General features: G+C 70.7%; 23 protein-coding genes. 10 read left to right on the forward strand and 13 right to left on the reverse strand.

Annotated elements, in window-relative coordinates; translation table 11 throughout:
* Positions 1–58 precede the first annotated feature (58 nt).
* The 10 genes from ACWJI7_RS01455 to sppA form a co-directional block, all read right to left on the reverse strand.
* A complete protein-coding gene (locus ACWJI7_RS01455; protein WP_479934692.1) occupies positions 59–217 on the reverse strand; it encodes a hypothetical protein in 159 nt (52 codons plus the stop codon).
* A gap of 70 nt (positions 218–287) precedes the next feature.
* Positions 288–1790, reverse strand: a complete 1503-nt coding sequence (locus tag ACWJI7_RS01460; RefSeq protein ID WP_479934694.1) for an AAA family ATPase — start codon at positions 1788–1790, stop codon at positions 288–290.
* Positions 1787–2263 (reverse strand): YceD family protein, encoded by a 477-nt coding sequence (locus tag ACWJI7_RS01465; protein ID WP_479934695.1) that lies wholly within the window; start codon positions 2261–2263, stop codon positions 1787–1789. Before ACWJI7_RS01465 ends, ACWJI7_RS01460 begins: the two co-directional genes overlap by 4 nt.
* Before the next feature lie 50 nt (positions 2264–2313).
* Complete coding sequence (gene yidC / locus ACWJI7_RS01470; protein ID WP_479934696.1) at positions 2314–3450, reverse strand: membrane protein insertase YidC; 1137 nt, start codon at positions 3448–3450, stop codon at positions 2314–2316.
* A 93-nt stretch (positions 3451–3543) separates the two neighbouring features.
* Complete coding sequence (locus ACWJI7_RS01475; protein WP_479934698.1) at positions 3544–4011, reverse strand: PH domain-containing protein; 468 nt, start codon at positions 4009–4011, stop codon at positions 3544–3546.
* On the reverse strand, positions 4008–4397 hold the full coding sequence (locus tag ACWJI7_RS01480; RefSeq protein WP_479934699.1) for a ribonuclease P protein component: 390 nt from the start codon (positions 4395–4397) through the stop codon (positions 4008–4010). The genes ACWJI7_RS01475 and ACWJI7_RS01480 overlap by 4 nt, the downstream gene beginning before the upstream one ends.
* A gap of 29 nt (positions 4398–4426) precedes the next feature.
* Positions 4427–4564, reverse strand: a complete 138-nt coding sequence (gene rpmH / locus ACWJI7_RS01485; protein WP_006170261.1) for a 50S ribosomal protein L34 — start codon at positions 4562–4564, stop codon at positions 4427–4429.
* Positions 4565–4618: 54 nt separating this feature from the next.
* Positions 4619–5248, reverse strand: coding sequence for a DUF2808 domain-containing protein (locus tag ACWJI7_RS01490; RefSeq protein WP_479934701.1), 630 nt, complete (start codon positions 5246–5248; stop codon positions 4619–4621).
* Positions 5249–5391: 143 nt separating this feature from the next.
* Positions 5392–5772 carry a chorismate mutase gene (gene aroH, locus ACWJI7_RS01495; protein WP_479934703.1) on the reverse strand — a complete coding sequence of 127 codons (381 nt, stop codon included), beginning with the start codon at positions 5770–5772 and terminating at the stop codon, positions 5392–5394.
* Complete coding sequence (sppA, locus tag ACWJI7_RS01500) at positions 5769–6581, reverse strand: signal peptide peptidase SppA (protein WP_479934705.1); 813 nt, start codon at positions 6579–6581, stop codon at positions 5769–5771. The genes aroH and sppA overlap by 4 nt, the downstream gene beginning before the upstream one ends.
* Before the next feature lie 53 nt (positions 6582–6634).
* On the opposite strand from sppA, the gene ACWJI7_RS01505 reads away from it, so the two are divergent.
* The 3 genes from ACWJI7_RS01505 to ACWJI7_RS01515 all read left to right on the forward strand — a co-directional run bounded on the left by ACWJI7_RS01505 (position 6635) and on the right by ACWJI7_RS01515 (position 10597).
* Positions 6635–7588: a DMT family transporter gene (locus ACWJI7_RS01505; protein WP_479934706.1), complete on the forward strand. Its 954-nt coding sequence runs from the start codon at positions 6635–6637 to the stop codon at positions 7586–7588.
* Positions 7585–8679 (forward strand): glycosyltransferase, encoded by a 1095-nt coding sequence (locus tag ACWJI7_RS01510; RefSeq protein WP_479934708.1) that lies wholly within the window; start codon positions 7585–7587, stop codon positions 8677–8679. Before ACWJI7_RS01505 ends, ACWJI7_RS01510 begins: the two co-directional genes overlap by 4 nt.
* Positions 8680–8791: 112 nt before the next feature.
* On the forward strand, positions 8792–10597 hold the full coding sequence (locus ACWJI7_RS01515; protein ID WP_479935124.1) for an ArnT family glycosyltransferase: 1806 nt from the start codon (positions 8792–8794) through the stop codon (positions 10595–10597).
* On the opposite strand, the gene ACWJI7_RS01520 is transcribed toward ACWJI7_RS01515, so the two are convergent.
* Positions 10591–11127: a DciA family protein gene (locus ACWJI7_RS01520; RefSeq protein ID WP_479934710.1), complete on the reverse strand. Its 537-nt coding sequence runs from the start codon at positions 11125–11127 to the stop codon at positions 10591–10593. The genes ACWJI7_RS01515 and ACWJI7_RS01520 overlap by 7 nt on opposite strands.
* A 90-nt stretch (positions 11128–11217) precedes the next feature.
* On the opposite strand from ACWJI7_RS01520, the gene ACWJI7_RS01525 reads away from it, so the two are divergent.
* From ACWJI7_RS01525 to ACWJI7_RS01545, 5 genes are all read left to right on the forward strand, one after another.
* Positions 11218–11994, forward strand: a complete 777-nt coding sequence (locus ACWJI7_RS01525) for a PspA/IM30 family protein (protein ID WP_479934712.1) — start codon at positions 11218–11220, stop codon at positions 11992–11994.
* A gap of 51 nt (positions 11995–12045) precedes the next feature.
* Positions 12046–12366 carry a thioredoxin family protein gene (locus ACWJI7_RS01530; protein ID WP_479934714.1) on the forward strand — a complete coding sequence of 107 codons (321 nt, stop codon included), beginning with the start codon at positions 12046–12048 and terminating at the stop codon, positions 12364–12366.
* Complete coding sequence (locus ACWJI7_RS01535; RefSeq protein WP_479934716.1) at positions 12353–13558, forward strand: aminotransferase class I/II-fold pyridoxal phosphate-dependent enzyme; 1206 nt, start codon at positions 12353–12355, stop codon at positions 13556–13558. Before ACWJI7_RS01530 ends, ACWJI7_RS01535 begins: the two co-directional genes overlap by 14 nt.
* A gap of 7 nt (positions 13559–13565) precedes the next feature.
* Positions 13566–14303 carry a biotin--[acetyl-CoA-carboxylase] ligase gene (locus tag ACWJI7_RS01540; RefSeq protein WP_479934718.1) on the forward strand — a complete coding sequence of 246 codons (738 nt, stop codon included), beginning with the start codon at positions 13566–13568 and terminating at the stop codon, positions 14301–14303.
* 72 nt (positions 14304–14375) lie between these two features.
* Positions 14376–15542: a M23 family metallopeptidase gene (locus ACWJI7_RS01545; RefSeq protein WP_479934719.1), complete on the forward strand. Its 1167-nt coding sequence runs from the start codon at positions 14376–14378 to the stop codon at positions 15540–15542.
* Positions 15543–15570: 28 nt separating this feature from the next.
* Here ACWJI7_RS01545 and ACWJI7_RS01550 read toward each other — a convergent pair whose 3' ends face one another.
* Both ACWJI7_RS01550 and ACWJI7_RS01555 read right to left on the reverse strand, forming a co-directional pair.
* Positions 15571–16299: an ABC transporter ATP-binding protein gene (locus ACWJI7_RS01550; protein WP_479934721.1), complete on the reverse strand. Its 729-nt coding sequence runs from the start codon at positions 16297–16299 to the stop codon at positions 15571–15573.
* Positions 16296–17861: an NAD(P)H-quinone oxidoreductase subunit N gene (locus ACWJI7_RS01555; protein WP_479934723.1), complete on the reverse strand. Its 1566-nt coding sequence runs from the start codon at positions 17859–17861 to the stop codon at positions 16296–16298. Before ACWJI7_RS01555 ends, ACWJI7_RS01550 begins: the two co-directional genes overlap by 4 nt.
* A gap of 110 nt (positions 17862–17971) precedes the next feature.
* Between ACWJI7_RS01555 and topA the strand changes: the two genes are divergently transcribed.
* Together topA and ACWJI7_RS01565 are read left to right on the forward strand one after the other, a co-directional pair.
* Positions 17972–20740: a type I DNA topoisomerase gene (gene topA, locus ACWJI7_RS01560; protein ID WP_479934725.1), complete on the forward strand. Its 2769-nt coding sequence runs from the start codon at positions 17972–17974 to the stop codon at positions 20738–20740.
* The gene (locus ACWJI7_RS01565; protein ID WP_479934726.1) at positions 20740–21237 is read left to right on the forward strand and encodes a hypothetical protein; all 498 of its coding nucleotides are present in this window, start codon (positions 20740–20742) and stop codon (positions 21235–21237) included. Before topA ends, ACWJI7_RS01565 begins: the two co-directional genes overlap by 1 nt.
* The last annotated feature ends 6 nt before the right edge of the window (positions 21238–21243 follow it).

Here is a 21243-nt window from a genome sequence, read left to right on the forward strand (position 1 = left end):
CGAAACGATGGGTACCGGGCTGCGCTGGAAGGGGGCATCCCCCCCGGGGCTGGGATCCTCAGAGGACCTGACCCACCATCACCGCCGCCAGGGCCGAGAAGAGGGTTATACCGAGGGCCGTGAGGGGATTCTGGCCCTGGGCGACGGCGAAGGTGGTGATCACACCGGCACCGAGGCAGGCCACGGCGATCTGGGTGGTGACGGCGGGACGATCCATGGCAAGCCGGATGACTGCACGGAACAGTAAAGATCGGAAAAGGCCCAACCCCTGTCGCGCGCTGGTTTCTTTACCCGGCGTCGGGCTTCGTTACACCGCGCAACCGGGAGGCCGGCCGGGCCCTGCCGGTGCTGGCCCATCGCTTGAGGGCCTCCAGCTGCTCGCGGGCAGTGCGGGAGAGGGGAACCAGATCGCTGGCGGCGGCGATCAGATCGGCTTCCCCGAAGTCCCGATGGGACCCGAAGGCCAGGTGCATGGCCTCCACCACGGTCTGCTCCAGCTCGGCGCCGGAGAAGCCGGCGGTGCGGTCCACCAGCACATCCAGTGGGATCCGGTGGTCGGGGCGGCGGCGCCGCAACTGCAGATCCAGAATCGTGCGGCGCTCCGCCCCGTCGGGCAGATCCAGCAGGAAGATCTCATCGAAGCGACCCTTGCGCATCAGCTCCGGCGGCAGGGTCTCGACCCCGTTGGCCGTGGCCACCACGAACACCGCGGAGCGTTTCTCCGCCATCCAGGTCAGCAGGCTGGCCAGCACCCGCTGGCTGGTGCCGCCGTCGCTGCGGCTGTCGCCGCCGAACCCCTTGTCGATCTCATCGATCCAGAGGACACAGGGCGCCATGGCTTCGGCGCGACGGATCATGTCGCGGGTCCGGGCCTCGCTGGCCCCCACCAGGCCCGCGAACAACCGCCCCACATCGAGGCGCAGCAGGGGCATGGCCCAGCTGTGGGCGATCGCCTTGGCCGTCAGCGACTTCCCCGTGCCCTGGGGGCCCACCAGCAGCACGCCGCGGGGCAGCGGCAGACCGTAACGCTCCGCTTCGTCACTGAAGGCCAGCCGCCGCTGCTCCAACCACAGCTTGAGCGCCTCCAGACCACCGATGTCGGCGGGGCTCGCTTCGGTGGGGCAGTACTCCAGCAGCTCGCTGCGGGCGATCGACTGGCGCTTCTCCTCGAGCACTTCGGCCAGATCCGGCTCCCCCAGCTGGCCGCGTCGGGCCAGGGCCCGGGCCGCCACCTGGCGGATGCGCTGCTCGGTGAGGCCGCTGCAGCAATGGGTGAGTTGCTCGAGCACCCCGGACGCGAGGGGATGACCGCAGGCGCCGCCGATGCTCTCCAGCAGCGAGCGGATCTCCGTGGCCGTGGGCAGGGGCAGATCGAGGATGGTGAGGCACTCCTCCAGTTCCCGGGGCACCTGCCATTCCGGAGCGGTGATCACCACGGTGCGCGGCTTCTGGCGCAGGCTTGCGGCGAGATTGCGCAGCCGCCTGCAGATGCCGGCGTCATCGCAGTAGCGGTGAAAGTCGAGCAGCAGCAGGATCGCTGACTGGGATGGGGGGAGGGTCTCGATCGCCTCCAGGGCCGCCATCGGGTTGCGCACCGCCTCCCCCACCCGGTTGGGGAGCCCCTGCAGACCCTCGACGAAATCCCAGCGCAGCAGCAGGCGCTGGCCGAGCCGCTGGGACGCCTCCCGCAGCAGGGTCTCGATCCGCTCCTCCTCGGGACTGCGGATCCAGAGGATCGGCGCGCGGGCCCGGATCAGCAGATCGAGCTGGTCGGTCCAGGCCTCGCTCATCGCAACGGTCTCAGGGATGCCCAGCGGGGGTCGATCAAGTCCCCCGCTGCTCCGGCGGCCGCCGGGGAACCGGGCGGACGACATGGACCGGGACAGGCCGGGCCGCAGTGGTTCCGCAGGGGCAGCTGCAGGCTCAGGTGCTCGAAGAGCCAGCGGGCCGGATCAAAGCTGCCACGGGGATCGAGCTGGTCACAGAGGCCGTCGTCGAGCCCTTCGAGATCGAACGGGTCGGCCTCCCCCAGCCCGATCAGCTCCCGGGTGCGGAACGCCAGGACCTGGTGGAAGGGCCGCAGGCAACGGTCGCAGCAGAGAGTGATGCTCGTGCTGGCATCGCCCTCCACCTCCAGCACCTGGCCGGTGTGGCGCACGGCCAGGGTGCCCCGCACCGGGGTGAGGCTGGCCAGTTCGTCCAGGCGCTGATCAACGCGCCAGCGGCGGCCCTCGGCCAGAAGCCGGAGCTCCTGGAGGGGCACCGGCTTGAGGGGGCGGCGCGGGTCGGGCTGGGGGGACCGACTCCGCTCCATCACTTCTTGCCCTTGGGCTCGAAGGGCAGCCGCCCCCCCCCCCCGCCGGCGGTGGCCACCGTGACGGTCTGCTGGCTGAGCTGCTGGTCGAGGATCTCCTGCAGATTCTCGGGGAGGGCCTCCCGGCTGAGCAGGAACGTCTGCAGGGCCTGGAAGATGTTGGCCACCACCATGTAGAGCAGAACGCCGGCCGGCAGCGGGAAGAACAGGAACATCCCGGTGATCATCACCGGTGTGATCTTGTTGGCAGTGGACTGCTGCGGATTGGGCGGCATGCCCCGTCCTGAGAGGATCTGGGAGATGAACAGGCTGGCGCCGAAGGCCCCGACCAGTATGGCGATGTCCCAGTTGACGGCCCCTTCGGTGTAGAAGCCCACCTGGCCGAGGGCCTTGATGAACAGGAAGCCGCTGCGGGCGGCAAGCCCTGGGATGGTGGCCTCCACGGTGGCATCCCCCGCCGAAAGGGCTTCGATGCGGCCGCTGTCACTGACGCGCACCACACCATCCCCCTTGCTCACGGTCCAGCGGGGCAGGAAGGACTCCCCGTTGTTGATGCCGGAGAGCACGTCCTGGAACGGCTGCCCCTCCTTGGTGTGGAATTCCACCTGGGCGGTGTCGCCGATCCCCAGCCGGGTGCCGGTCTCCAGGGAGGCGATCACGGGCACATGGCTGGTGGTGGTGATGAAGATGGAATGGCTGGCGCTGTTGAACGGTTTGATGTCCACTGCCGCGATCTGCTCGGAGGGGAGCACCTTGAGGTTGAGGGTGTAGGGCACATCGGCGAAGGGTGAGCCCCGCAGGGTGGCGAACAGCGCGAACAGAATCGGCATCTGCACGAGCAGGGGCAGGCACCCCGCCAGGGGACTGCCGAACTCCTTCATCAGCTTGCCCAGCTCCTCCTGCTGCTTCTGGGGATTGCTGGCATAGCGGCTCTTGATCTCCGCCTGCCGTTTCTGCATCACCGGCTGGGCGATGCGCATACGGCGGGCGCTGCGGATCGAGCCGGCGCTGAGGGGGAAGAGGGCCAGCCGGATCACCACCGTGAGGGCGATGATCGCCAGCCCGTAGCTCGGCACCAGCCCGTAGAAGAAATCGAGGATGGGGAGCAGCAGGTTGTCGGAGATGTAGCCGATCACAGCAGGGAGGCGGCGAAAGTGGGGGGAGTGGGCTCAGTGTGCCCGAGCAGGAGCGAAGCCGGGACCGGGGAGCCCGGGGCCCGGCCCCCCGGGTCAGGCACTGGCCACCTCCGGATCGGCGAAGCCACGGCTGCCCGTGGCGGCGGGGCGGCCGGATCCGCCGCCACGGGCAGCCATCCGCTCGAGGATGAAGGCTTCGGTTTCGCGGAAGCGGGGAACCGAGCGCATCTCCAGCCGGGCGCCGTCGCTCAGGATCAGGACCATGTCTCCCCAGGCTCCGAAGCCCCGGGGCACCGAGCGCACTTCGCGGATCTGGCCGTAGGCCGCCTGGGTGCGGTCGCGGCCCAGCCAGCCGCCGCTCACGGAGATGCGGCGGCTGGTGATGCGGAAGCGCAGCCAGAGGGCACGCACGATCGCTCCCACCGCGAAGGGCAGGCCGATCAGGGTGAGGCCGAACAGCAGGTTGAGGACCAGATCGCCCCGGGCCGGACCGCCCTCATAGAAGACGGACTCGATCGGTGGGGTGGCCCCGGAGGCCGCGACGGGTGCATCGGGAGTCATGGGTTCAGGCCCGCCTGGCGAAACAGCTCCTCACATTCTCCCAGCAAGGTCTCGGGGCTGGCGTCGAGGCTTCCCGGCCGCAGGGCAAGCATCACCCAGAGGCCCTGACGGGCCTCCGGCCAGCCTCGGCAGCGGTCACTCAGCCAGCCGTGCAGCAGGCGTCGCAGCCGGTTGCGCCGCACGGCCCGCTTGCTCACCTTGGTGCTGACCACGACCGCGCAGCGACAGGGACTGGCCGGACGCAGGCCAAGCGGATGGCTCAGGAGCGCCGGGTCCCCCACCACCATGTGCAGCACCAGATAGGTGCCCTGGTAGCGGCGGCCCCTCCGATACAGGTGATGGAAGGCCCGCTCTCCACGCAGCCGCTGGTCCCTGGGCAGGGCCATGGGGACAGGCGCCTCAGGCGGGAAGGGAGCTAAACGGCGAGGCGGGCCCGGCCCCGGCGGCGGCGGGTGCGGATCACGCGGCGGCCGGTGTGGGAGCGCATCCGCACGCGAAATCCCGACACCCGCTTGCGCTTGCGACTCGTTCCTTCCAATGTGCGCTTGGTCATGGTGCCGTTCGGCGTCTCGCCCGGTGTCGTGGATTCAACGTATCAGCCCGCCGGTCACTCGATCCCGGGATCGATCTGGATCAGCCAGCTGCCCAGATAACCGGCGAAGGGCACATCGCCCGGGGCCTCGGCCAGGGCGTTGAACTGATACATGCCGATGTTGAACGGATTGAAGATCGACATGTAGACGCCGATGGTGGACTCGGTGGGAATCGGCCTCTCCGGGAAAATCTCGATCGCCCCGCCCCCGGCGGTGACCTCGATCACGGCGGGAATCTCCTCCTCGCAACGGGTGCGGGAGAGCATGCCCCCCTCCTTCATGACGCAGAGCTTGACCCTCTCCGGATCGATCCGGGCGTCGAAGTTGTCCGGCACTGCCACGGTGAGCTTGAGGATGGCGGTGTTGCGGTCTTTCGGCCGCAGGATCAGGTAATACTCCGACCGCTTGTTCCGGGAGGTTTCGGTGATGAAGTAGTAGAGACGGCGGTAATCGCGGTTGTTGTCCCAGCGGAATTCCAGCAGCGACGGAGTGCCCTGGGCCTGGGCCGGCGGTGCCATGCCAAGGCTCAGGCCACTGAGCAGGGAAGCCAGACCCACGCCGGCGGCCGCACCGAGATGGGCGAAGCGGCTCCGCAGGGAGCGCCGCACCCGGCAGCGCTGCGGGCGTTGGTACTGGAGGGACATTCGGGGGGGTCTGCGGGGGCTGGTGGGGACAGAGCGGGGGCTCTGGGTCGACCGGAGTTGTCGCCGGCGCCGGCTGGCCGCACACTCCCATTCTCAGGCCGTGCGACCGGTGCGGGCGCCCGATGGGTGCAGCCGGGCAGCTGTCAGTGATGACAGGATCTGTCTGGCCGCAGTCGGGCCGCGTCCTGCAGATAGGGATGAACCGGATCCCGATCCGCCTCCATCCAGGCATGGGCCAGCAGCCGGATGCAGCGGGGCAGATCGCCCGCCACGGCCATCTGCTGGCAATCGAGCAGGGCCACGGCGTCCCAGCCGGTGTGGCGACGGGCGACGGCGGCGGGGAAGCAGGCGTCGAGATCGGCGGTCACCGAGAAGGTGACCGAGAGCACACGGCTGCCATCCAGTCCGTTGCGCTCGATCAGCGTCGCCAGCAGTTCGCTCACCGCCAGCTCGATGGCGTTGGCGGTGTTGGCAGCCGCCGTGGTGGCTCCCCGCAGGGCCCGCAGGGTCTGCCCGTCGCTCATGGCCGCCAGAGCCAGAGGGGAAGGCCACACCAGGCCAACTCCAGGCTGAGGGCCTGCTGGACGGCCCCGAACAGGTTCCGGCCCGGCAGCAGACCGGCCAGGCGCCTGCTGGGTCGGCCCAGGTTCACCGGCCGGGTCTTCTCCTCATCCAGGCCGGCGAGCTGGGCCGCCAGCCGCCGGGCCGCCTCCTCATCGCCAAGGGCGTCCACCAGACCCAGCTCCAACGCCTGGGCGCCGCTGAAGACCCGCCCGTCAGCGAAGCGGCGCACCACCTCCTCGCTCAGATTCCGTCCCGCCGCCACCGCCGCCACGAACTGGCCGTAGCTGGAATCGATCAGGTCCTGCAGCAGCTCCCGCTCGGCGGGCGTGAGAGCACGGTCGGGGGAGAGAATGTCCTTGTAGAGACCGCTCTTGACAGTTTCGAAGCTGATGCCGATGCGCTCGAGCAGTTTCGAGACGTTATTGCCCCGCAGGATCACTCCGATCGAGCCTGTGATCGTGCCCGGGTTGGCCACGATCCGCTCGGCGGCCACCCCCACGTAGACCCCGCCCGAGGCGGAGATGTTGCCGAAGCTGGCCACCACATGGCATCCCCTGCCGCGCAGGCGGCCGATCGCGGCATGGATCTCCTGGCTGTCCCCAACGGTGCCGCCGGGACTGTCGATGCGCAGCAGCAGGGCGGCGAACTCCCGCTCCTCCACCTGGCGGAGGGCCTTGACCACCCGCTCCCGGGTCGCCCCGACGATGGCCCCCTCGATCGCGACGCGGGCCATGCGTTTTCGGGACTTGCGGCGCCAGGGCCAGGGCATGGAATCCAGGTCGGAATCGCTGGATCTTAAAAAGGTCACCGTCGGCCCCTTCCATGACCCCTTTTCTGCGCTGGCTGGCGATGCTTCTGCCGTTCGCCCTCTGGGGCACGGCGATGGCAGCGATGACTCCGCTGCTGGCCGGCGCCTCTCCGCTCACCCTGGCCTGGATGCGGCTGCTGCCGGCCGGCCTGGTGGTGCTGCTGGCGGCGGTCGCGCTGGGACGCTCCCTGGCCGTGGCCCCGGCCGACCGGGCCTGGCTCCTGGCCTTCGCCCTGGTGAACGGCGCCCTGTTTCAGGGCCTGCTGGCCCGGGGACTGGCGCAGACCGGAGCCGGGCTCGGCTCGGTGCTGATCGACTCCCAGCCCCTGCTGGTGGCCCTGCTGGCCCGCACCCTGTTCGGCGAAGCGATCAATCCGGTGGGCTGGTTCGGGCTGGCCCTCGGCCTGGTCGGCATTCTCTGCCTGGGCCTCCCGGCCCCCCTGCTGCGCCACTGGTGGCTGGATGGTCCGGCGGCCGCCGGCCTGCGGCCCTGGAGCCATGGCGAACTCTGGATGCTGGGGGCGGCGGTGGCGATGGCCGTGGGCACCGTGCTCTGCCGCTACGCCACCCGCCACAGTGATCCCGTCGCGGTGACCGGTTGGCACCTGGTGATCGGCGGAGTCCCGTTGCTGGCCGCCTCGGCCATCGGCCCCTGGCTGGATCCGGCCGCCGTCCCTTTCTGGCCGGCCTGGACCGCCCTGGACTGGACGTTGATGGCCTACGCCAGCCTGCTGGGCAGCGCCCTGGCCTATGGCCTGTTCTTCTGGTTCGCCAGCCGGGGGGACCTCACCGGCTTCACCTCCCTGACCTTCCTCACGCCGGTGTTCGCCCTGCTCTGCGGTCTGCTGCTGCTCGATGAGCGCCTGCGGCCGCTGCAATGGCTGGGGGTGGGCCTGGCCCTGGTCTCGGTGCTGCTGATCAACCAGCGCCAGCGGCTGTGGCTCTCCCCCGCCCCGGTGGAGCCATGAGCCCCCCGCCCCTGCGGCTGCTGGTGGTGAGCACCCCGGTGGGAGCCCTCGGCAGCGGCCGGGGCGGGGGGGTGGAGCTCACGCTCGCCTCCCTGGTGGCCGGGCTGATCGGGCGGGGGCACCGGTTGACCGTGCTCGCCGCCGCGGGCTCGTGCCTGCCGCCGGGCTGTGGGGGCGCCGAACTCTGGTGCGCCACGGGGGCGGACCAGCCCAGCTGGCAGCACCAGCGCCGTGACGCCCCCGTGCAGATTCCCGCCGCCGGTCTGCTGCCGGCGCTGTGGGAGCGGGCGCTGGAGCGGGCCGGCGATTTCGACGCCATCGTCAATCTCGGCTACGACTGGCTGCCGTTCTGGCTGACCCCCCGCTGCTCCACACCCCTGTTCCATCTGGTGAGTATGGGATCGGTGGCGGAGGCGATGGATGGGGTGATCGCCTCGGTCGCCCGCTGGGACCCGCGCCGGCTCGCCTTCCACACCGCCGCCCAGGCCGCCGATTTCGCTCTGCCGGAGCCGCCGCGGCTGCTGGGCAACGGCTTCGATCTGGGCACCTACCGATTCCGCCCCGAGCCCGACCCGGAGCCCCGCCTGGGCTGGGCCGGCCGGGTCGCCCCGGAAAAGGGGCTCGAGGATGCCGCCGCCGCCGCCGCGCGCCTCGGCCTCCGCCTGATCGTCTGGGGGGTGCGGGAGGACCCGGCCTATGCCGCCGCGGTCGAGGCCACGGTTCCGCCGGGAACGATCGAGTGGCGTGGCTTCCTGCCCACCGCGCGGCTGCAGGAGGAACTGGGGGGCTGTCGGGTGCTCCTCAACACGCCGAAGTGGACTGAGGCCTTCGGCAACGTGGTGGTCGAGGCGATGGCCTGCGGAGTGCCGGTGGTGGCCTACCGCCGCGGCGGGCCCGCCGAACTGATCGAGCCGGGCCTCAATGGCCTGCTGGTGCCTCCCGACGATGTGGGAGCTCTGACCGCTGCCTGCAGCGCCGCCGAGGCCCTCGACCGGAGGGCCTGCCGCCGCTGGGTGGAGCGGCACGCCTCCCGTGAGGCCTTCGCCGCCCGGATCGAGACCTGGCTGCGGGATGGCCTCGACACGGCGTAGGTTCGCTGCGCATCACCTGCCAGCCGTGCCCCCTGCCCGCTCCCCGGATGGGGCCCGATCGACCAGGCGCCGCCTGGGTCTGCTGGCCCTCACCCTGGCCCTGGGGGTGGCGATGTTCCTCTGGCAGCTGGGCAACACCGGCCTGGTCGACGAGACCCCACCGCTGTTCGCCGCCTCGGCGCGGAGCATGGTCGAGCGTGGTGACTGGCTGATCCCCCAGGTCAACGGCCTGGCTCGCTACGACAAACCACCGCTGGTGTACTGGCTCATGGGCCTGGGCTATGCCCTGCCCGGCCAGGCGCAGTGGAATCCCCTCGGCACCTGGGCGGCCCGGATGCCCTCCGCCCTGGCCACCGTGGCGGTGATGCTGAGCCTTGCCTGGACCCTCGATCGCTGGCCCCAGCCGTCCCACCGAGGCGGCCGCCTCAGCCAGCCCCAACGGCCGGGCCGCACCGCGCTGATGGCGGCCCTGGCCTTCGCCCTCTCCCCCCTGGTGCTCCTCTGGGGCCGCATCGCCGTCAGCGATGCCCTGTTCAGCGCTTGCCTGGCGGTGAGTCTCCTGCTGTTCTGGCAGTGCTGGGCCCAGCCGGAGCGACCCTGGTGGCCAGCCTGGCTGATCCTGGGCCTGGCGGTACTGGCCAAGGGGCCGGTGGCGCTGGCCCTGGCCGGCCTGACGCTGCTGGGCTTTGGCTGGCGCTGCCGCACCCTGGGGCCGCTGTGGCGGCGCCTGCGGCCCCTGAAGGGCCTGCTGCTCACCGCTGCCCTGGCGGGGCCCTGGTTCCTGCTGGCGCTGCTGCAGGAGGGAAGCCCCTTCCTGAGCAGCTTCTTCGGGTACCACAACCTGGAGCGTTTCACCTCCGTGGTGAACGACCATCTCCAGCCCTGGTGGTACTTCGCCCCGGTGCTGGTGGTGGCCAGCCTGCCGTTCACGCCCCTGCTGCTGCTGGGCCTGGTCCGGGGGCTGGCTCCGCTCCCCCGGACGGCCACCTCCATGCCCGCGGCCTCGCCCACCGTCACCCCCAGAGCCCACTCCCTGCGCTGCTTCGCCGCCTGCTGGCTGCTGGCCGTGCTGCTGTTCTTCACCCTGGCGGCCACCAAGCTGCCCAGCTACTGGCTGCCGGCCACCCCGGCCGCCGGCATCCTGATCGCCCTGGCCGCCCAGGACGGTGAGGACCCGAACGCGGGCTCCCGCCTCAACGGGGACCGGATCGCCGCCGCCGGCACCGTGCTGCTCACAGTCGTGCTGGCGGCGGGGCTCTGGGCCGCGTCGCTCTGGGTGCCCCTCATCCAGGATCCGGAGATGCCGACCCTGCCGGCCCGCCTGCTGGCCAGCGGCCTGGTGCTTCGGGCGGCGGGGTTCTGGACCCTGGCGGCCCTGCTGGGGCTGGGGCTGACCCTGCAACGGCGACCGCCGGCCGGCTGGCTGCTGGGGCTGCAGCTTCCAGCGGTGGCCTTCCATCTGCTGGCGCTGCTGCCGATGTGGTCGCTGGGGGATGGGATCCGGGGCCTGCCGGTGCGTCAGATGGCCGCGGCGGCAGCACAGCAAGCGGCGCCGAACGAGCCCCTGGCCATGGTGGGCATCCTCAAACCCTCCCTGCACTACTACAGCGGACAGGTGGTCCTCTACGAAGGCCTCTCCACCCAGGCGCTGGTGAACCTGGCCGAGCGCCTCAGCCGGGAGCGCCGCGCCGGCCTCACCCCCAGCAGCCGCAGCGAGCAGCCCACCGTGCTGGTGGTGATCGACCAGACCACGGCCGGAAGGCCCCACTGGCAGGGCCTGGAACCGACGGAACTGGCCCGTCAGGGGATCTACCGCCTCTGGCGCCTGGACCGCTCCCGGCTGGAGGGGCGGGCCGCCGAACTCAGGGCCGCCGGAGCCCAGCCCACCTGGGAGAAGCCCGTACCGGAGCGCTACTGAGGCTCGCCCGCCGCCGGTGGATTGCGGTGGCAGAGCCCGCAACGGCTCCAGCGTTCGAGTTCACCGGCCGGCGCCGGGCAGCCGCAGGCCGGACAGGTGGCCAGGCCATGCACGTCGATGCGGCTGGGGTGGGCCGCCCAGACCCGGGCGGTATCCTCACTGCCGGGCCCGGGCACGGCCCCGGGATGGTGCTGCTGAAAGCGCAGATCCCGGACACTGAAGCCAGCCCCCCTTAGGGCCCCGAGCAACTGATGGCGGTTGTATCGCAGGGCCTGAAGCCACTGGGGCTCGGTGGCCCCGACCGTGAGCACTCCACCGCGGAGTGTCAGGGGACGACAGTGGGGAGCCAACTGGGGACCGGCCAACCGTGGCCAGGCCTGCCACAGGGCGGCCAGCCGTCCCTCCCGCGTCCACGCGCTCCTGAGCCGCTCCAGGCAGGTGGCGAGCCCTTCGGCCGGCGCGGGAGCGGCGCCCATGAGCACCTGCACCGAACCGATCCGGCGGGTCTGGTCGCGGGGGGCGATGGCCATCGCCAGAGGGTACGGAGGTGTGGCGCGTCCAACCGGTACGGATGGGTCCGGCCGTAGCGGCTACCCTCCAGTCTGCCCCCGCCTTGACCCATGGGCTTCTTCGACCGGCTCAGCCGCCTGCTGCGCGCCAATCTCAACGACCTGGTCAGCAAGGCCGAGGATCCCGCCAAGATCCTGGACCAGTCGGTGACGGACATGCAGTCCGATCTGGTGAAGCTGCGCCAGGCCGTGGCCACCGCCATCGCTGGCCAGAAGCGGATCCAGAACCAGGCCGAGCAGGCCGAGGCCCAGAGCAAGACCTGGTACGAACGGGCCGAACTGGCCCTCAAGAAGGGCGATGAAGATCTGGCCCGCGAGGCCCTCAGCCGCCGCAAGACCTACGAGGAAACCGCCACCGCCCTCAACAAGCAGCTGAATGGCCAGGCCGGCCAGGTGGACACCCTGAAGCGCAGCCTGGTGGCGCTCGAGAGCAAGATCGCCGAGGCCAAGACCAAGAAGGACATGCTCAAGGCCCGGGCCCAGGCCGCCCAGGCCCAGGAGCAGCTGCAGAGCGCCGTCGGGAATCTGGGCACCAACTCCTCGATGGCCGCCTTCGAGCAGATGGAGGAGAAGGTGCAGGCCCTGGAGGCCCGCAGCCAGGCGGCCGCCGAGCTGGCCGGTGCGGACCTGGAGAGCCAGTTCGCCGCCCTCGAAGGCGGCAGCGATGTGGACGACGAGCTCGCCGCCCTCAAGAACCGCCTCGAAGGCGGAGCCGCGGCGGCGCCGATGCTGCCGCCCGACAGCCCCGCACCCCAGCTCGAACCGGTCCAGGTGGCGGAGGTGAACGCCGAACTCGAGGAGCTGAAGCGCTCGATCGACAAGCTCTGAGTCGGGACGCGGCCGGTGAATCCATACAATCGCCTCAGCCGATCCGGATCCGTGGCCGTCGCCATCTTCACCGATGCCAATTTCGAGGCTGAGGTGCTTGCTGCCCCGGGCACGGTTCTGGTGGATGTCTGGGCGTCCTGGTGCGGTCCCTGCCGGCTGATGGCCCCCCTGATGGACTGGGCCGCCAGCACCTACGGCGACCGGCTGACCGTCGGCAAGCTTGAGGCAGACCCCAACCCCATCAGCCGCGACTCCCAGAAGATCCAGGGGCTGCCGACCCTGATCCTCTTCCGGGCCGGCACGGAACTCGCCCGTCACGAGGGCGCCATGGCCAAGCCCCAGCTGCAGGCTTTCCTGGATGCCCACCTCTGAGCGGGTGGCCCGGCTGGGCCATGGGGTGTTCGCCCGCAATGACCTGCGCAAGGCCGCCTATCGGCGGGCCCGGCCGGACCCGACGGAGGTTCGCCCCCCCCTGCTCGACCTCTCGCTGGGCTCCACTGATCTGCTGCCACCGCCGGTGGCCATCGCCGCCATCGCCGCGGCGCTGGCCGAACCCTCCAGCGCCTCCTACTGCCTCCATGCCGCCACGCTGCCCTTCCGCGAAGCGGTGGCGGCCTGGGCCCGGAGGCGCTTTGACGCCCGGGTCAACCCAGAGACCGAAGTGCTGCTGCTGGTGGGGTCCCAGGAAGGGACGGCCCATCTGCCGCTGGCGGTGCTGAATCCTGGCGATGCCGCCCTGCTGCTCGACCCCTACTACCCCTCCCATCGGGGGGGTCTCCAACTGGCCTCCGCCCAGACCCACGTTCTGAGCCTGCAGGCCGCCCAGGGCTGGCGGCCCCTGTTCGACAGCCTCAGTGACAGCACCTGGGACCAGCTGAAGCTGATGGTGCTGGGGTTTCCCCACAACCCCACCGCCACCGTCGGCCACCAGGACTGGGTGGACGAGGCCGCCGAACGGGCGCGGCGGCACGGCGTCGTCTTCGCCCACGACAATCCCTACGTGGATCTGGCCCTCGAGGGCGAGGCCCCGGCACTGCTGCGCCATCCACGCTGGCGAGAGGTGGGGATCGAATTCTTCTCCTTCTCCAAGAGCTGGTGCCTGGGGGGATTCCGCCTGGCCTTCGCGATCGGTGCCGAGCCCCTGATCACGGCCCTGCGGCAGCTCAAGGGGGTGGTGGATTTCAACCAGTCGCTGGCCCTGCAGAGCGGAGCGATCGCCGCCCTCGAGCAGGCGCCGGAGTGGCCGGAGCGGCTGCGGGATGTCTACCGGGAACGCCGGGACAGAATGGCGGCGGCCCTGGAGGCCGCCGGCTGGCCGGTGCGGCGGCCATCGATGGCCCTCTACCTCTGGCTCGCCCTGCCGCCGGAGGCCCGGGCGCTCCAGCTGGGTTCGGAGTCCTTCTGCGCGGCCTTGCTGGAGTCCACCGGAGTGGCCCTCACCCCTGGCAACGGCTTCGGGGCAGCCGGTGAGGGCTGGGTGCGCCTCGCCCTGGTCCATCCCAGTGAAGACCTGGTGGCCGGGGCCGGTCGGATCGGTGGCTGGCTGGGCAGCCTGGGGAGCTGATCCCGCCGTGATCGGCCGGATCCTGGCGGCCCGGCAGGGGAAGGGGATGGCACCGCTGCCCTGGCGTCTGGAGTGGCGGCCGGTCTGTGGCAGCACGGAAACCTGGCTGGACCGTCGGCTGGCCGGCGCAGGGTGCCCCTGCCCGCTGGCGCTGCTGGCCGGCCGTCAGCGTTTCGCCCGCGGACAGCGGGGCCGGCGCTGGGAATCCCCGGCCGGAGGGGTGTGGATGAGCGCCGTCCTGCCCTGGCTGGAGCCACCCGGGGCGGCAGCATCCCCGGCCCTGGCGGCCGCCGCGGGCCTGGCGGCGGAACTCGAGGCGCTGGGTCTGGAGGTGGAGCTCAAGTGGCCCAACGATCTGCTGGTGGACGGGCGGAAGCTGGCCGGCCTGCTGCCGCGGCTGCGCTGGCGCGGCGGAGGGGTCCAGCAGGCACGGCTCGGGATCGGACTGAACGGCCGCAACCGGGTGCCGCCAGGAGGGATCAGCGTGGCGGAAGCCCTGGGGCGCCGATCCGCCGCCAGCGAACCGGCGGCACTGGCGGCGCGGGTGCTGGCCGCCCTGGAGTGGGCGACGGCCCACAGCGGCGAGCCCGAAACGGTGCGTGCCGCCGCCGAGCGGCGGCTGCGGCGACCTCCCGGGGGCCTGGAGTGGCAGGGAGCACGCTGGCAGGTCCTGGGGCTCGAAGCCGACGGGGGGCTGGTGCTGGCGCTGGGGGATCGGCGCACAACGTTGCGCCGCCGGTTCTGAGGGCGCCACCTCCGGCCTTGCTCCCCTCGCCGGGGGTTTCTAGGCTTTCACCACTTTGATTTCTTCCACCGTTTGCGCCGCCTTCCCCTGCTGCCCACGCTGGTCTGCGGCGCCGCCACGCTGGTGGGACCCCCGTTGAGCTGGGCCCAGCTGGCCCAACCCCAACCGGCGGCGTCATCGGTCCCGACCCCCACCGGGGCCGCCACGCCGGCCAGGCCCCCAGCCCTGGCGGTTCCCCAACCCCCCCCGCTGCCTGCCCCGGCGGCGGCAGCTCCGTCGCCCGGGAGGGCGACCCCCAGCACCGCCGCCTCACCCCAGCCCCTGCGCCCGAGCCTGGAGCAGATCCCCAGCACCCAGGCCCCCCGGTTCGACCAGTCCCTCGATGAGCTGGTGCGCCAGGGGGTGGTGACCCCGGCTGAACGGGCCCGGGTGCGCTCGGCCGAGGCGCGGCGGCCCACCAGCGTTCCGGCCCACCAACAGGCCTGTCGCAGCGGCGCCCTCTCCGAACAGGAGTGCCGGATCGGCATCTCGGTCCGTTGGCGCGGGCCGAACGGCATCGACCGCCAGGACCCCGCCCTGGCGGTCGCGGGCCTGGCGGGACTGGGGCGCATCGGCGGCGATGGCCTGCCCCTGCCCCCGATCACAGTGCCGGTCTCCGCCCTGCTCTCAGGAGCCGGTGGCAGCTTCAGCCTCAGCGAAGTCTTCCGCGTCACACCCCGACCTTCTCCGCTGGCCGGTAACGGGAACCGCAGCCTGCTCTTTCCCCTGATCGGTTCCGCCGTCACCACCAGCAGCTTCGGCTGGCGGCTCCATCCGGTGCTGGGCAGTTGGCTGATGCATGCCGGCAAGGATCTGGCCGCCCCAGAAGGCACCCCGGTGGTGGCGGCCCTCTCCGGGCGGGTGGTGAGCAGCGGCGTGGCAGGGGGCTACGGGCTGGCGGTGGAGATCGAACACCAGCGCCCCCTGCGGCGCACCCTCTACGGCCACCTCTCTGAGCTGTACGTCAAGGAGGGGGAATGGGTGAATCAGGGCGTGGTGGTGGGGCGGGTCGGCAGCACGGGTCTGAGCACGGGTCCCCACCTGCACTTCGAGCTGCGGCTACCCGAGGCCGGCGGCTGGGTGGCAGTGGATCCGGGCCAGCTCGATCCAGGCAGCCAGCTGACCGGCGGGCAGGATGCCATCGCTCTGCTGATGGGCCAGCTGCTCCAGTCCCTTGAGCGCCCCCCCAGCGCGGGCTGAATCCGGACAGCCGCAGGACCGAGGGCGCTCAGGCGTCGATGTGACCATCGCGGAAGTGCACCACCCGTTCAGCACGGGCCGCCACTTCGTCCTCATGGGTGACCATCACCACGGTCATGCCCTGGGCGTGCAGGTCATCGAAGATCGCCAGCACCTCCTGGGTGGTGCGTGAATCGAGGGCGCCGGTGGGCTCGTCGGCGAGGAGCAGGGCCGGGTGATTGATGATGGCGCGGGCAATGGCCACCCGTTGCTGCTGGCCTCCGGAGAGCTCATTGGGTTTGTTACCCAGCCGATTGGCCAGACCCACTCGCTCGAGGGCCGCCCGGGCCTGCTCGCGGCGTCGGCCCGCCCCCACCCCCGCATAGACCATCGGCAGCATCACGTTCTCGAGCGCGCTCATCTGGGGCAGCAGGTGGAACTGCTGGAAGACGAAGCCGAGGCTGCGGTTGCGCAGATCGGCCAGCTGATCGTCATCGAGCTGCTCGACCGGCGTGCCCCGCAGCCGGTAGCTGCCGCTGCTGGGGCGGTCCAGACAGCCCAGGATGTTCATCGCCGTGCTCTTGCCGGACCCGGAGGTGCCCATCACGGCGAGATAATCACCCGGCTGAACGGTGAGGGAGAGGTCGTCGAGGGCGCGCACCTCGGTGTCTCCCTCCCCGTAGATCTTGCTGACGTGCTCCAGGCTGGCGACGGGACCCTCGAAGGCGGGAGCCGGATCGGGCAAGGACTCCAGGCCGGGGCGCGGAAGCGTGATCATCCCAGGGCCGCGGCGGCGGACGCGGACGCGGCGATCGCGTGCTGGAGCATGGGGGTGCCGCTGACGGCCCCGTTGGCCCAGGTGAACAGGGGATTGGAGAGCACCCCACCGATGGCCGTGACCAGCACACAGCCCACCAGGGCGGCCCGCAGCGGCTGCATCCCGGCCAGGTTCCAGCTGATGGCGGGATAGGACTTGACCACGTCGGAGGCTTCCTGGGGCTCCTTCACCACCATCATCTTTATCACAGAGATGTAGTAGTAGATCGACACCACCGAGGTGATCAGGCCCACCACCACCAACAGGTACTGCTGATCGGCCCAGCCGGCGAAGAACAGGTAGATCTTCCCGAAGAAGCCCAGCATCGGGGGGATGCCGCCCAGGGAGAGCAGGCAGAGGCTCAGGCCCAGGGTGATGAGGGGATCCTTCTGGTACAGGCCGGCGTAGTCGGAAATGCGATCGCTGCCGGTGCGCAGCGAGAACAGGATGATGCAGGCGAAGGCGCCCAGATTCATGAACAGGTAGGCCGCCATGTAGAGCACCATGGCAGCGAAGCCGTCCTCGGTGCCGCAGACCAGGCCGATCATCACGAAGCCCGCCTGACCGATCGAGCTGTAGGCCAGCATCCGCTTCATGGAGGTCTGGGCCAGGGCCACCACGTTGCCCAGGGTCATGCTCAGCACGGCCAGCACGGTGAACAGCAGCTTCCACTGGGCGTCGAAGCTGTCGAAACAGCCCACCAGAAGCCGCAGTGCCAGGGCGAATCCGGCGGCCTTCGAGCCCACTGAGAGGAAGGCGACCACCGGCGTGGGGGAGCCTTCGTAGACATCCGGCGTCCACTGGTGGAAGGGAACGGCGGCGATCTTGAAGGCCACCGTGGCCAGCACGAACACCAGGGCCAGGGCCGTGACCGGCGTGGCGCTGGTCTGCAGGGCCAGCCCCACTGCCTCAAGGCTGGTCTCACCGCCGGTGAGCCCGTACAACAGGGAAGCGCCGTAGAGAAACACCGCCGCCGCGGCCGAACCCACCAGCAGGTATTTGAGAGCCGCCTCCCCCGAGCGGGCATCCCGCTTCATGTAGCCCGAGAGCAGGTAACTGGAGACGGAGAGCGTTTCCAGGGAGATGAAGATGCTGACCAGATCGGTGGCACCGCACAGGAACATGGCCCCGAGGGTGGCGGCCAGCAGGATGGCGGCATACTCCCCCACTGGCGTGCCGCTGCGCTCCACGTACCGCCAGCTGATCAGCAGGGACAGCAGGGTGGACGCCGCCACGACACCCCGGAACGCCACCGCCAGGTTGTCGGCCAGGAAGGAGCCCAGGAAGGAGGGCTCGAGGGGGGCGTTCCACTGGAGGGCCAGCAGAACCAGGGCCGTGCCCAGCCCGCCATAGCAGATGGGGGGCACCCAGCGGCTGGCCGCCTCCTCCCCAGCCAGATCCACCAGCAGACAGGCCAGCAGGGCCACCAGCACGGCACTTTCCGGGGCAATGGCGCCGGCATTGAGCTGGAGGGCCGTGAGTCCCAGATCCGCCCCGGCCGACATGGCGCAAAACACGGTCATGACTGGTGTTGGGGATGGCTCGGTGCTGCGGACTGTAGCGGCGCTGGCGGAACGTGTTCGGCATCCCGGGCCGCCGATGCGATAAAGAGGGAGCGGTCTTCCGCCTGCCTGTGGCGCACACCCTGGTCATCGTCGAGAGCCCCACCAAGGCCCGCACCATCCGTGGATTCCTGCCGAAGGAGTTCCGGGTGGAGGCCTCGATGGGGCATGTGCGCGACCTGCCGAACAGCGCCAGCGAGATCCCCGCCGCCTACAAGGGCCAGACCTGGGCCAACCTGGGCGTCAACACCACCAACCACTTCGAGCCCCTCTACGTGGTTCCGAAGGACAAGAAGAAGATCGTCAAGGAGCTCAAGGACGCGCTCAAGGGAGCGGACCGGCTGCTGCTCGCCACCGACGAGGACCGGGAAGGGGAGAGCATCAGCTGGCACCTGCTGCAGCTGCTCGCTCCCAAGGTGCCGGTCAAGCGGATGGTGTTTCATGAGATCACCAAGGACGCCATCGCCCGGGCGCTCGAGCAGACCCGGGAGCTCGACATGGAACTGGTCCATGCGCAGGAAACCCGGCGCATCCTCGACCGGCTGGTGGGCTACACCCTCTCACCGCTGCTCTGGAAGAAGGTGGCCTGGGGCCTTTCGGCCGGGCGCGTCCAGTCGGTGGCCGTCCGACTGCTGGTGCAGCGGGAGCGGGCGCGGCGGGCCTTCCGCAGCGGCAGTTACTGGGATCTCAAGGCCAGGCTGGAGCAGGCCGGCACCGGCTTCGACGCCAGGCTCACCCACATCGGGGGCGAGCGGATCGCCGCCGGAGCCGACTTCGACGAGACCACCGGAGCGCTCAAGGCCGGCTGCAAGGCCCGGCTGCTGGAGGAGGTGGAGGCCCGCTCCCTGCGGGACGCCATCACCCGCCAGCCCTGGCGGGTGGCCCAGGTGGAGGAGAAGCCCACGGTGCGCAAGCCGGTTCCTCCCTTCACCACCAGCACCCTGCAGCAGGAGGCGAACCGCAAGCTGCGCCTCTCGGCCCGCGACACGATGCGCACCGCCCAGGGGCTCTACGAGCGCGGCTTCATCACCTATATGCGTACCGACTCGGTGCACCTCTCCGACCAGGCCATCTCCGCAGCCCGCGCCTGCGTCGGCGAGAAGTACGGAGCGGAGTATCTGAGCCCGGCACCGCGCCAGTTCAGCACCAGATCCCGCAATGCCCAGGAGGCCCATGAAGCCATCCGACCCTCGGGGGACCACTTCCGCACTCCGAAGGACACCGGGCTCGACGGCAAGGACCTCGCCCTCTACGAGCTGATCTGGAAGCGCACCGTCGCCAGCCAGATGGCCGACGCCCGGCTCACCCTGCTCAACGTCGAGCTGGAGGTGGGGGAGGCGCGCTTCCGGGCCGGTGGCAAGCGCATCGACTTCGCCGGATTCTTCCGCGCCTACGTGGAGGGGAGCGACGATCCGGAAGCGGCGCTGGAGGGTCAGGAAGTGCTGCTGCCAGCCCTGGCGACGGACGACCGCCCCGCCTGTCGCGAGGTGGAGGCCCTCGGCCACCAGACCCAGCCCCCGGCCCGCTACAGCGAAGCCGCCCTGGTGAAGATGCTGGAGAAGGAGGGCATCGGTCGTCCCTCCACCTACGCCAGCATCATCGGTACGATCACCGACCGGGGATACGCCACCCTGCAGGCCAACGCCCTCACGCCGAGCTTCACGGCCTTCGCGGTGACCAGTCTGCTGGAGGAGCACTTTCCCGATCTGGTGGACACCAGCTTCACCGCCCGCATGGAGGGCACCCTCGACGACATCTCCACCGGCAAGGAGGAGTGGCTTCCCTACCTGACCCAGTTCTTCAAGGGCGACAGCGGACTGGAAAGCCAGGTGCAGCGCCGGGAGGGTGACATCGATCCCACCGTCTCCCGCACCATCGCCCTGGAAGGGCTGCCCTGCGTGGTGCGGATCGGCCGCTTCGGCGCCTACCTGGAGTCCAGGCGCGTCGGTGAGGACGGCAACGAGGAACTGGTGAAGGCCACACTGCCGAACGAGATCACCCCGGCCGAGCTGGATGCCGACCATGCCGAGCTGATCCTGCGGCAGAAGGCCGAGGGTCCGGAGGCCCTCGGCGAGGATCCCGAAACCGGCGAGGCCATCTATCTCCTGTTCGGCCAGTATGGGCCCTACCTGCAGCGGGGCCAGGTCAGCGACGAGACCCCGAAGCCCAAACGCGCCTCCCTGCCCAAGGGCGTGAAGCCCGAGGAGCTCGCCCTCGAGGACGCCCTCGGTCTGCTGCGCCTGCCGCGGCTGCTCGGGGAGCACCCCGAGGGTGGGAAGGTGCAGGCCGGCCTGGGTCGCTTCGGTCCCTATGTCGTCCACGACAAAGGAAAGGGTGACAAGGACTATCGCTCCCTCAAGGCCGAGGACGACGTGCTGCTGGTGGGGCTCAGCCGGGCCCTCGAACTTCTGGCCATGCCGAAGCGCGGCCGCGGCGGCCGCACCGCCCTGCGCGACCTGGGCAGCCCCGCCGGGGATGGAGAGGGCGAATCCATCCAGGTCTTCGATGGTCCCTACGGCCTGTACGTGAAGCAGGGCAAGTTGAACGCCTCTCTGCCGGAGGGCACCAGCGCCGAGACCATCACCCTGGAGCAGGCGGTGGAGCTGCTGAGCGCGAAAGCCGCCAGTGGCGGGAGCAAGGGGCGCAAGGCCGCCACCGCCAAGCGGACACCCGCCAAAACGGCCCAGGCCGCGAAGGCGGACAAGCCGAAGGCCGGCACCACCAAGGCGCCCAGAGCGGCCAAGGCCGCAAAGACGGCTGACCCCGTTGCCGCCCCCAAACCCAAGAGCGGGCGCCCCCGGGCAAGTGCCGTGCGGATCATCCGGGCCGCCTCCAGCTGATGGCCTCCCCCTCCGGCCCTCCATTCCCCTGTCGGGGGCCGGTGGTGGGCATTCTGGGCTCCGGGCTGCTGCTGCTGGCGGGCTGCACCGGCACACCCCTGGGCGAGAGGCTCTCGAACAGCTTCGAGCCCCCCGCAGAGACGCCAGCGGAGACGCCATCGCCAGACCCGGGCACCACAGCCGCGGTTACCCGGCCCCCAGCCGCCGCCGGGAGCGGAACGGCCCCCAGCGGCGCGGCAGCCACCCCCCCGCCGGCCGACCCCTCCTCCACGGCCACCAAGCCGAGCCCTCCGAAGCCGAACGCCGGAGGCGCCCCGGTCCCCTACCGGGTGACCCTGAAACTGCCGGGCGCCGATCCATCCGCCCCGGCCGAAGCCGTCACCGAGGCGCTGCGGGCGGCGGGGGTGAGTTTCGAGGTGGAAACCATCGAACGGCTCCCCAGCTCCGGAGCCCCGGCCGCAGCTCCGAAGGCCGTTCCGGCGCCGGAGCCGCGCTGAGCCCCG

The sequence above is a fragment of the Cryptocyanus atlanticus LEGE 06306 genome, assembly GCF_056633155.1.

What these genes read in the sequence shown, in the direction of transcription:
- ACWJI7_RS01480 (WP_479934699.1), bottom strand. Translation starts at nt 4,397, where the DNA reads ATGGCCCTGCCCAGGGACCAGCGGCTGCGTGGAGAGCGGGCCTTCCAT.
- ACWJI7_RS01490 (WP_479934701.1), bottom strand. Translation starts at nt 5,248, where the DNA reads ATGTCCCTCCAGTACCAACGCCCGCAGCGCTGCCGGGTGCGGCGCTCC.
- ACWJI7_RS01525 (WP_479934712.1), top strand. Translation starts at nt 11,218, where the DNA reads ATGGGCTTCTTCGACCGGCTCAGCCGCCTGCTGCGCGCCAATCTCAAC.
- aroH (WP_479934703.1), bottom strand. Translation starts at nt 5,772, where the DNA reads ATGAGCGACGGGCAGACCCTGCGGGCCCTGCGGGGAGCCACCACGGCG.
- ACWJI7_RS01555 (WP_479934723.1), bottom strand. Translation starts at nt 17,861, where the DNA reads ATGACCGTGTTTTGCGCCATGTCGGCCGGGGCGGATCTGGGACTCACG.
- sppA (WP_479934705.1), bottom strand. Translation starts at nt 6,581, where the DNA reads ATGCCCTGGCCCTGGCGCCGCAAGTCCCGAAAACGCATGGCCCGCGTC.
- ACWJI7_RS01520 (WP_479934710.1), bottom strand. Translation starts at nt 11,127, where the DNA reads ATGGCCATCGCCCCCCGCGACCAGACCCGCCGGATCGGTTCGGTGCAG.
- ACWJI7_RS01455 (WP_479934692.1), bottom strand. Translation starts at nt 217, where the DNA reads ATGGATCGTCCCGCCGTCACCACCCAGATCGCCGTGGCCTGCCTCGGT.
- ACWJI7_RS01505 (WP_479934706.1), top strand. Translation starts at nt 6,635, where the DNA reads ATGACCCCTTTTCTGCGCTGGCTGGCGATGCTTCTGCCGTTCGCCCTC.
- ACWJI7_RS01515 (WP_479935124.1), top strand. Translation starts at nt 8,792, where the DNA reads ATGTTCCTCTGGCAGCTGGGCAACACCGGCCTGGTCGACGAGACCCCA.
- ACWJI7_RS01460 (WP_479934694.1), bottom strand. Translation starts at nt 1,790, where the DNA reads ATGAGCGAGGCCTGGACCGACCAGCTCGATCTGCTGATCCGGGCCCGC.
- ACWJI7_RS01510 (WP_479934708.1), top strand. Translation starts at nt 7,585, where the DNA reads ATGAGCCCCCCGCCCCTGCGGCTGCTGGTGGTGAGCACCCCGGTGGGA.
- ACWJI7_RS01550 (WP_479934721.1), bottom strand. Translation starts at nt 16,299, where the DNA reads ATGATCACGCTTCCGCGCCCCGGCCTGGAGTCCTTGCCCGATCCGGCT.
- rpmH (WP_006170261.1), bottom strand. Translation starts at nt 4,564, where the DNA reads ATGACCAAGCGCACATTGGAAGGAACGAGTCGCAAGCGCAAGCGGGTG.
- ACWJI7_RS01535 (WP_479934716.1), top strand. Translation starts at nt 12,353, where the DNA reads ATGCCCACCTCTGAGCGGGTGGCCCGGCTGGGCCATGGGGTGTTCGCC.
- ACWJI7_RS01565 (WP_479934726.1), top strand. Translation starts at nt 20,740, where the DNA reads ATGGCCTCCCCCTCCGGCCCTCCATTCCCCTGTCGGGGGCCGGTGGTG.
- ACWJI7_RS01475 (WP_479934698.1), bottom strand. Translation starts at nt 4,011, where the DNA reads ATGACTCCCGATGCACCCGTCGCGGCCTCCGGGGCCACCCCACCGATC.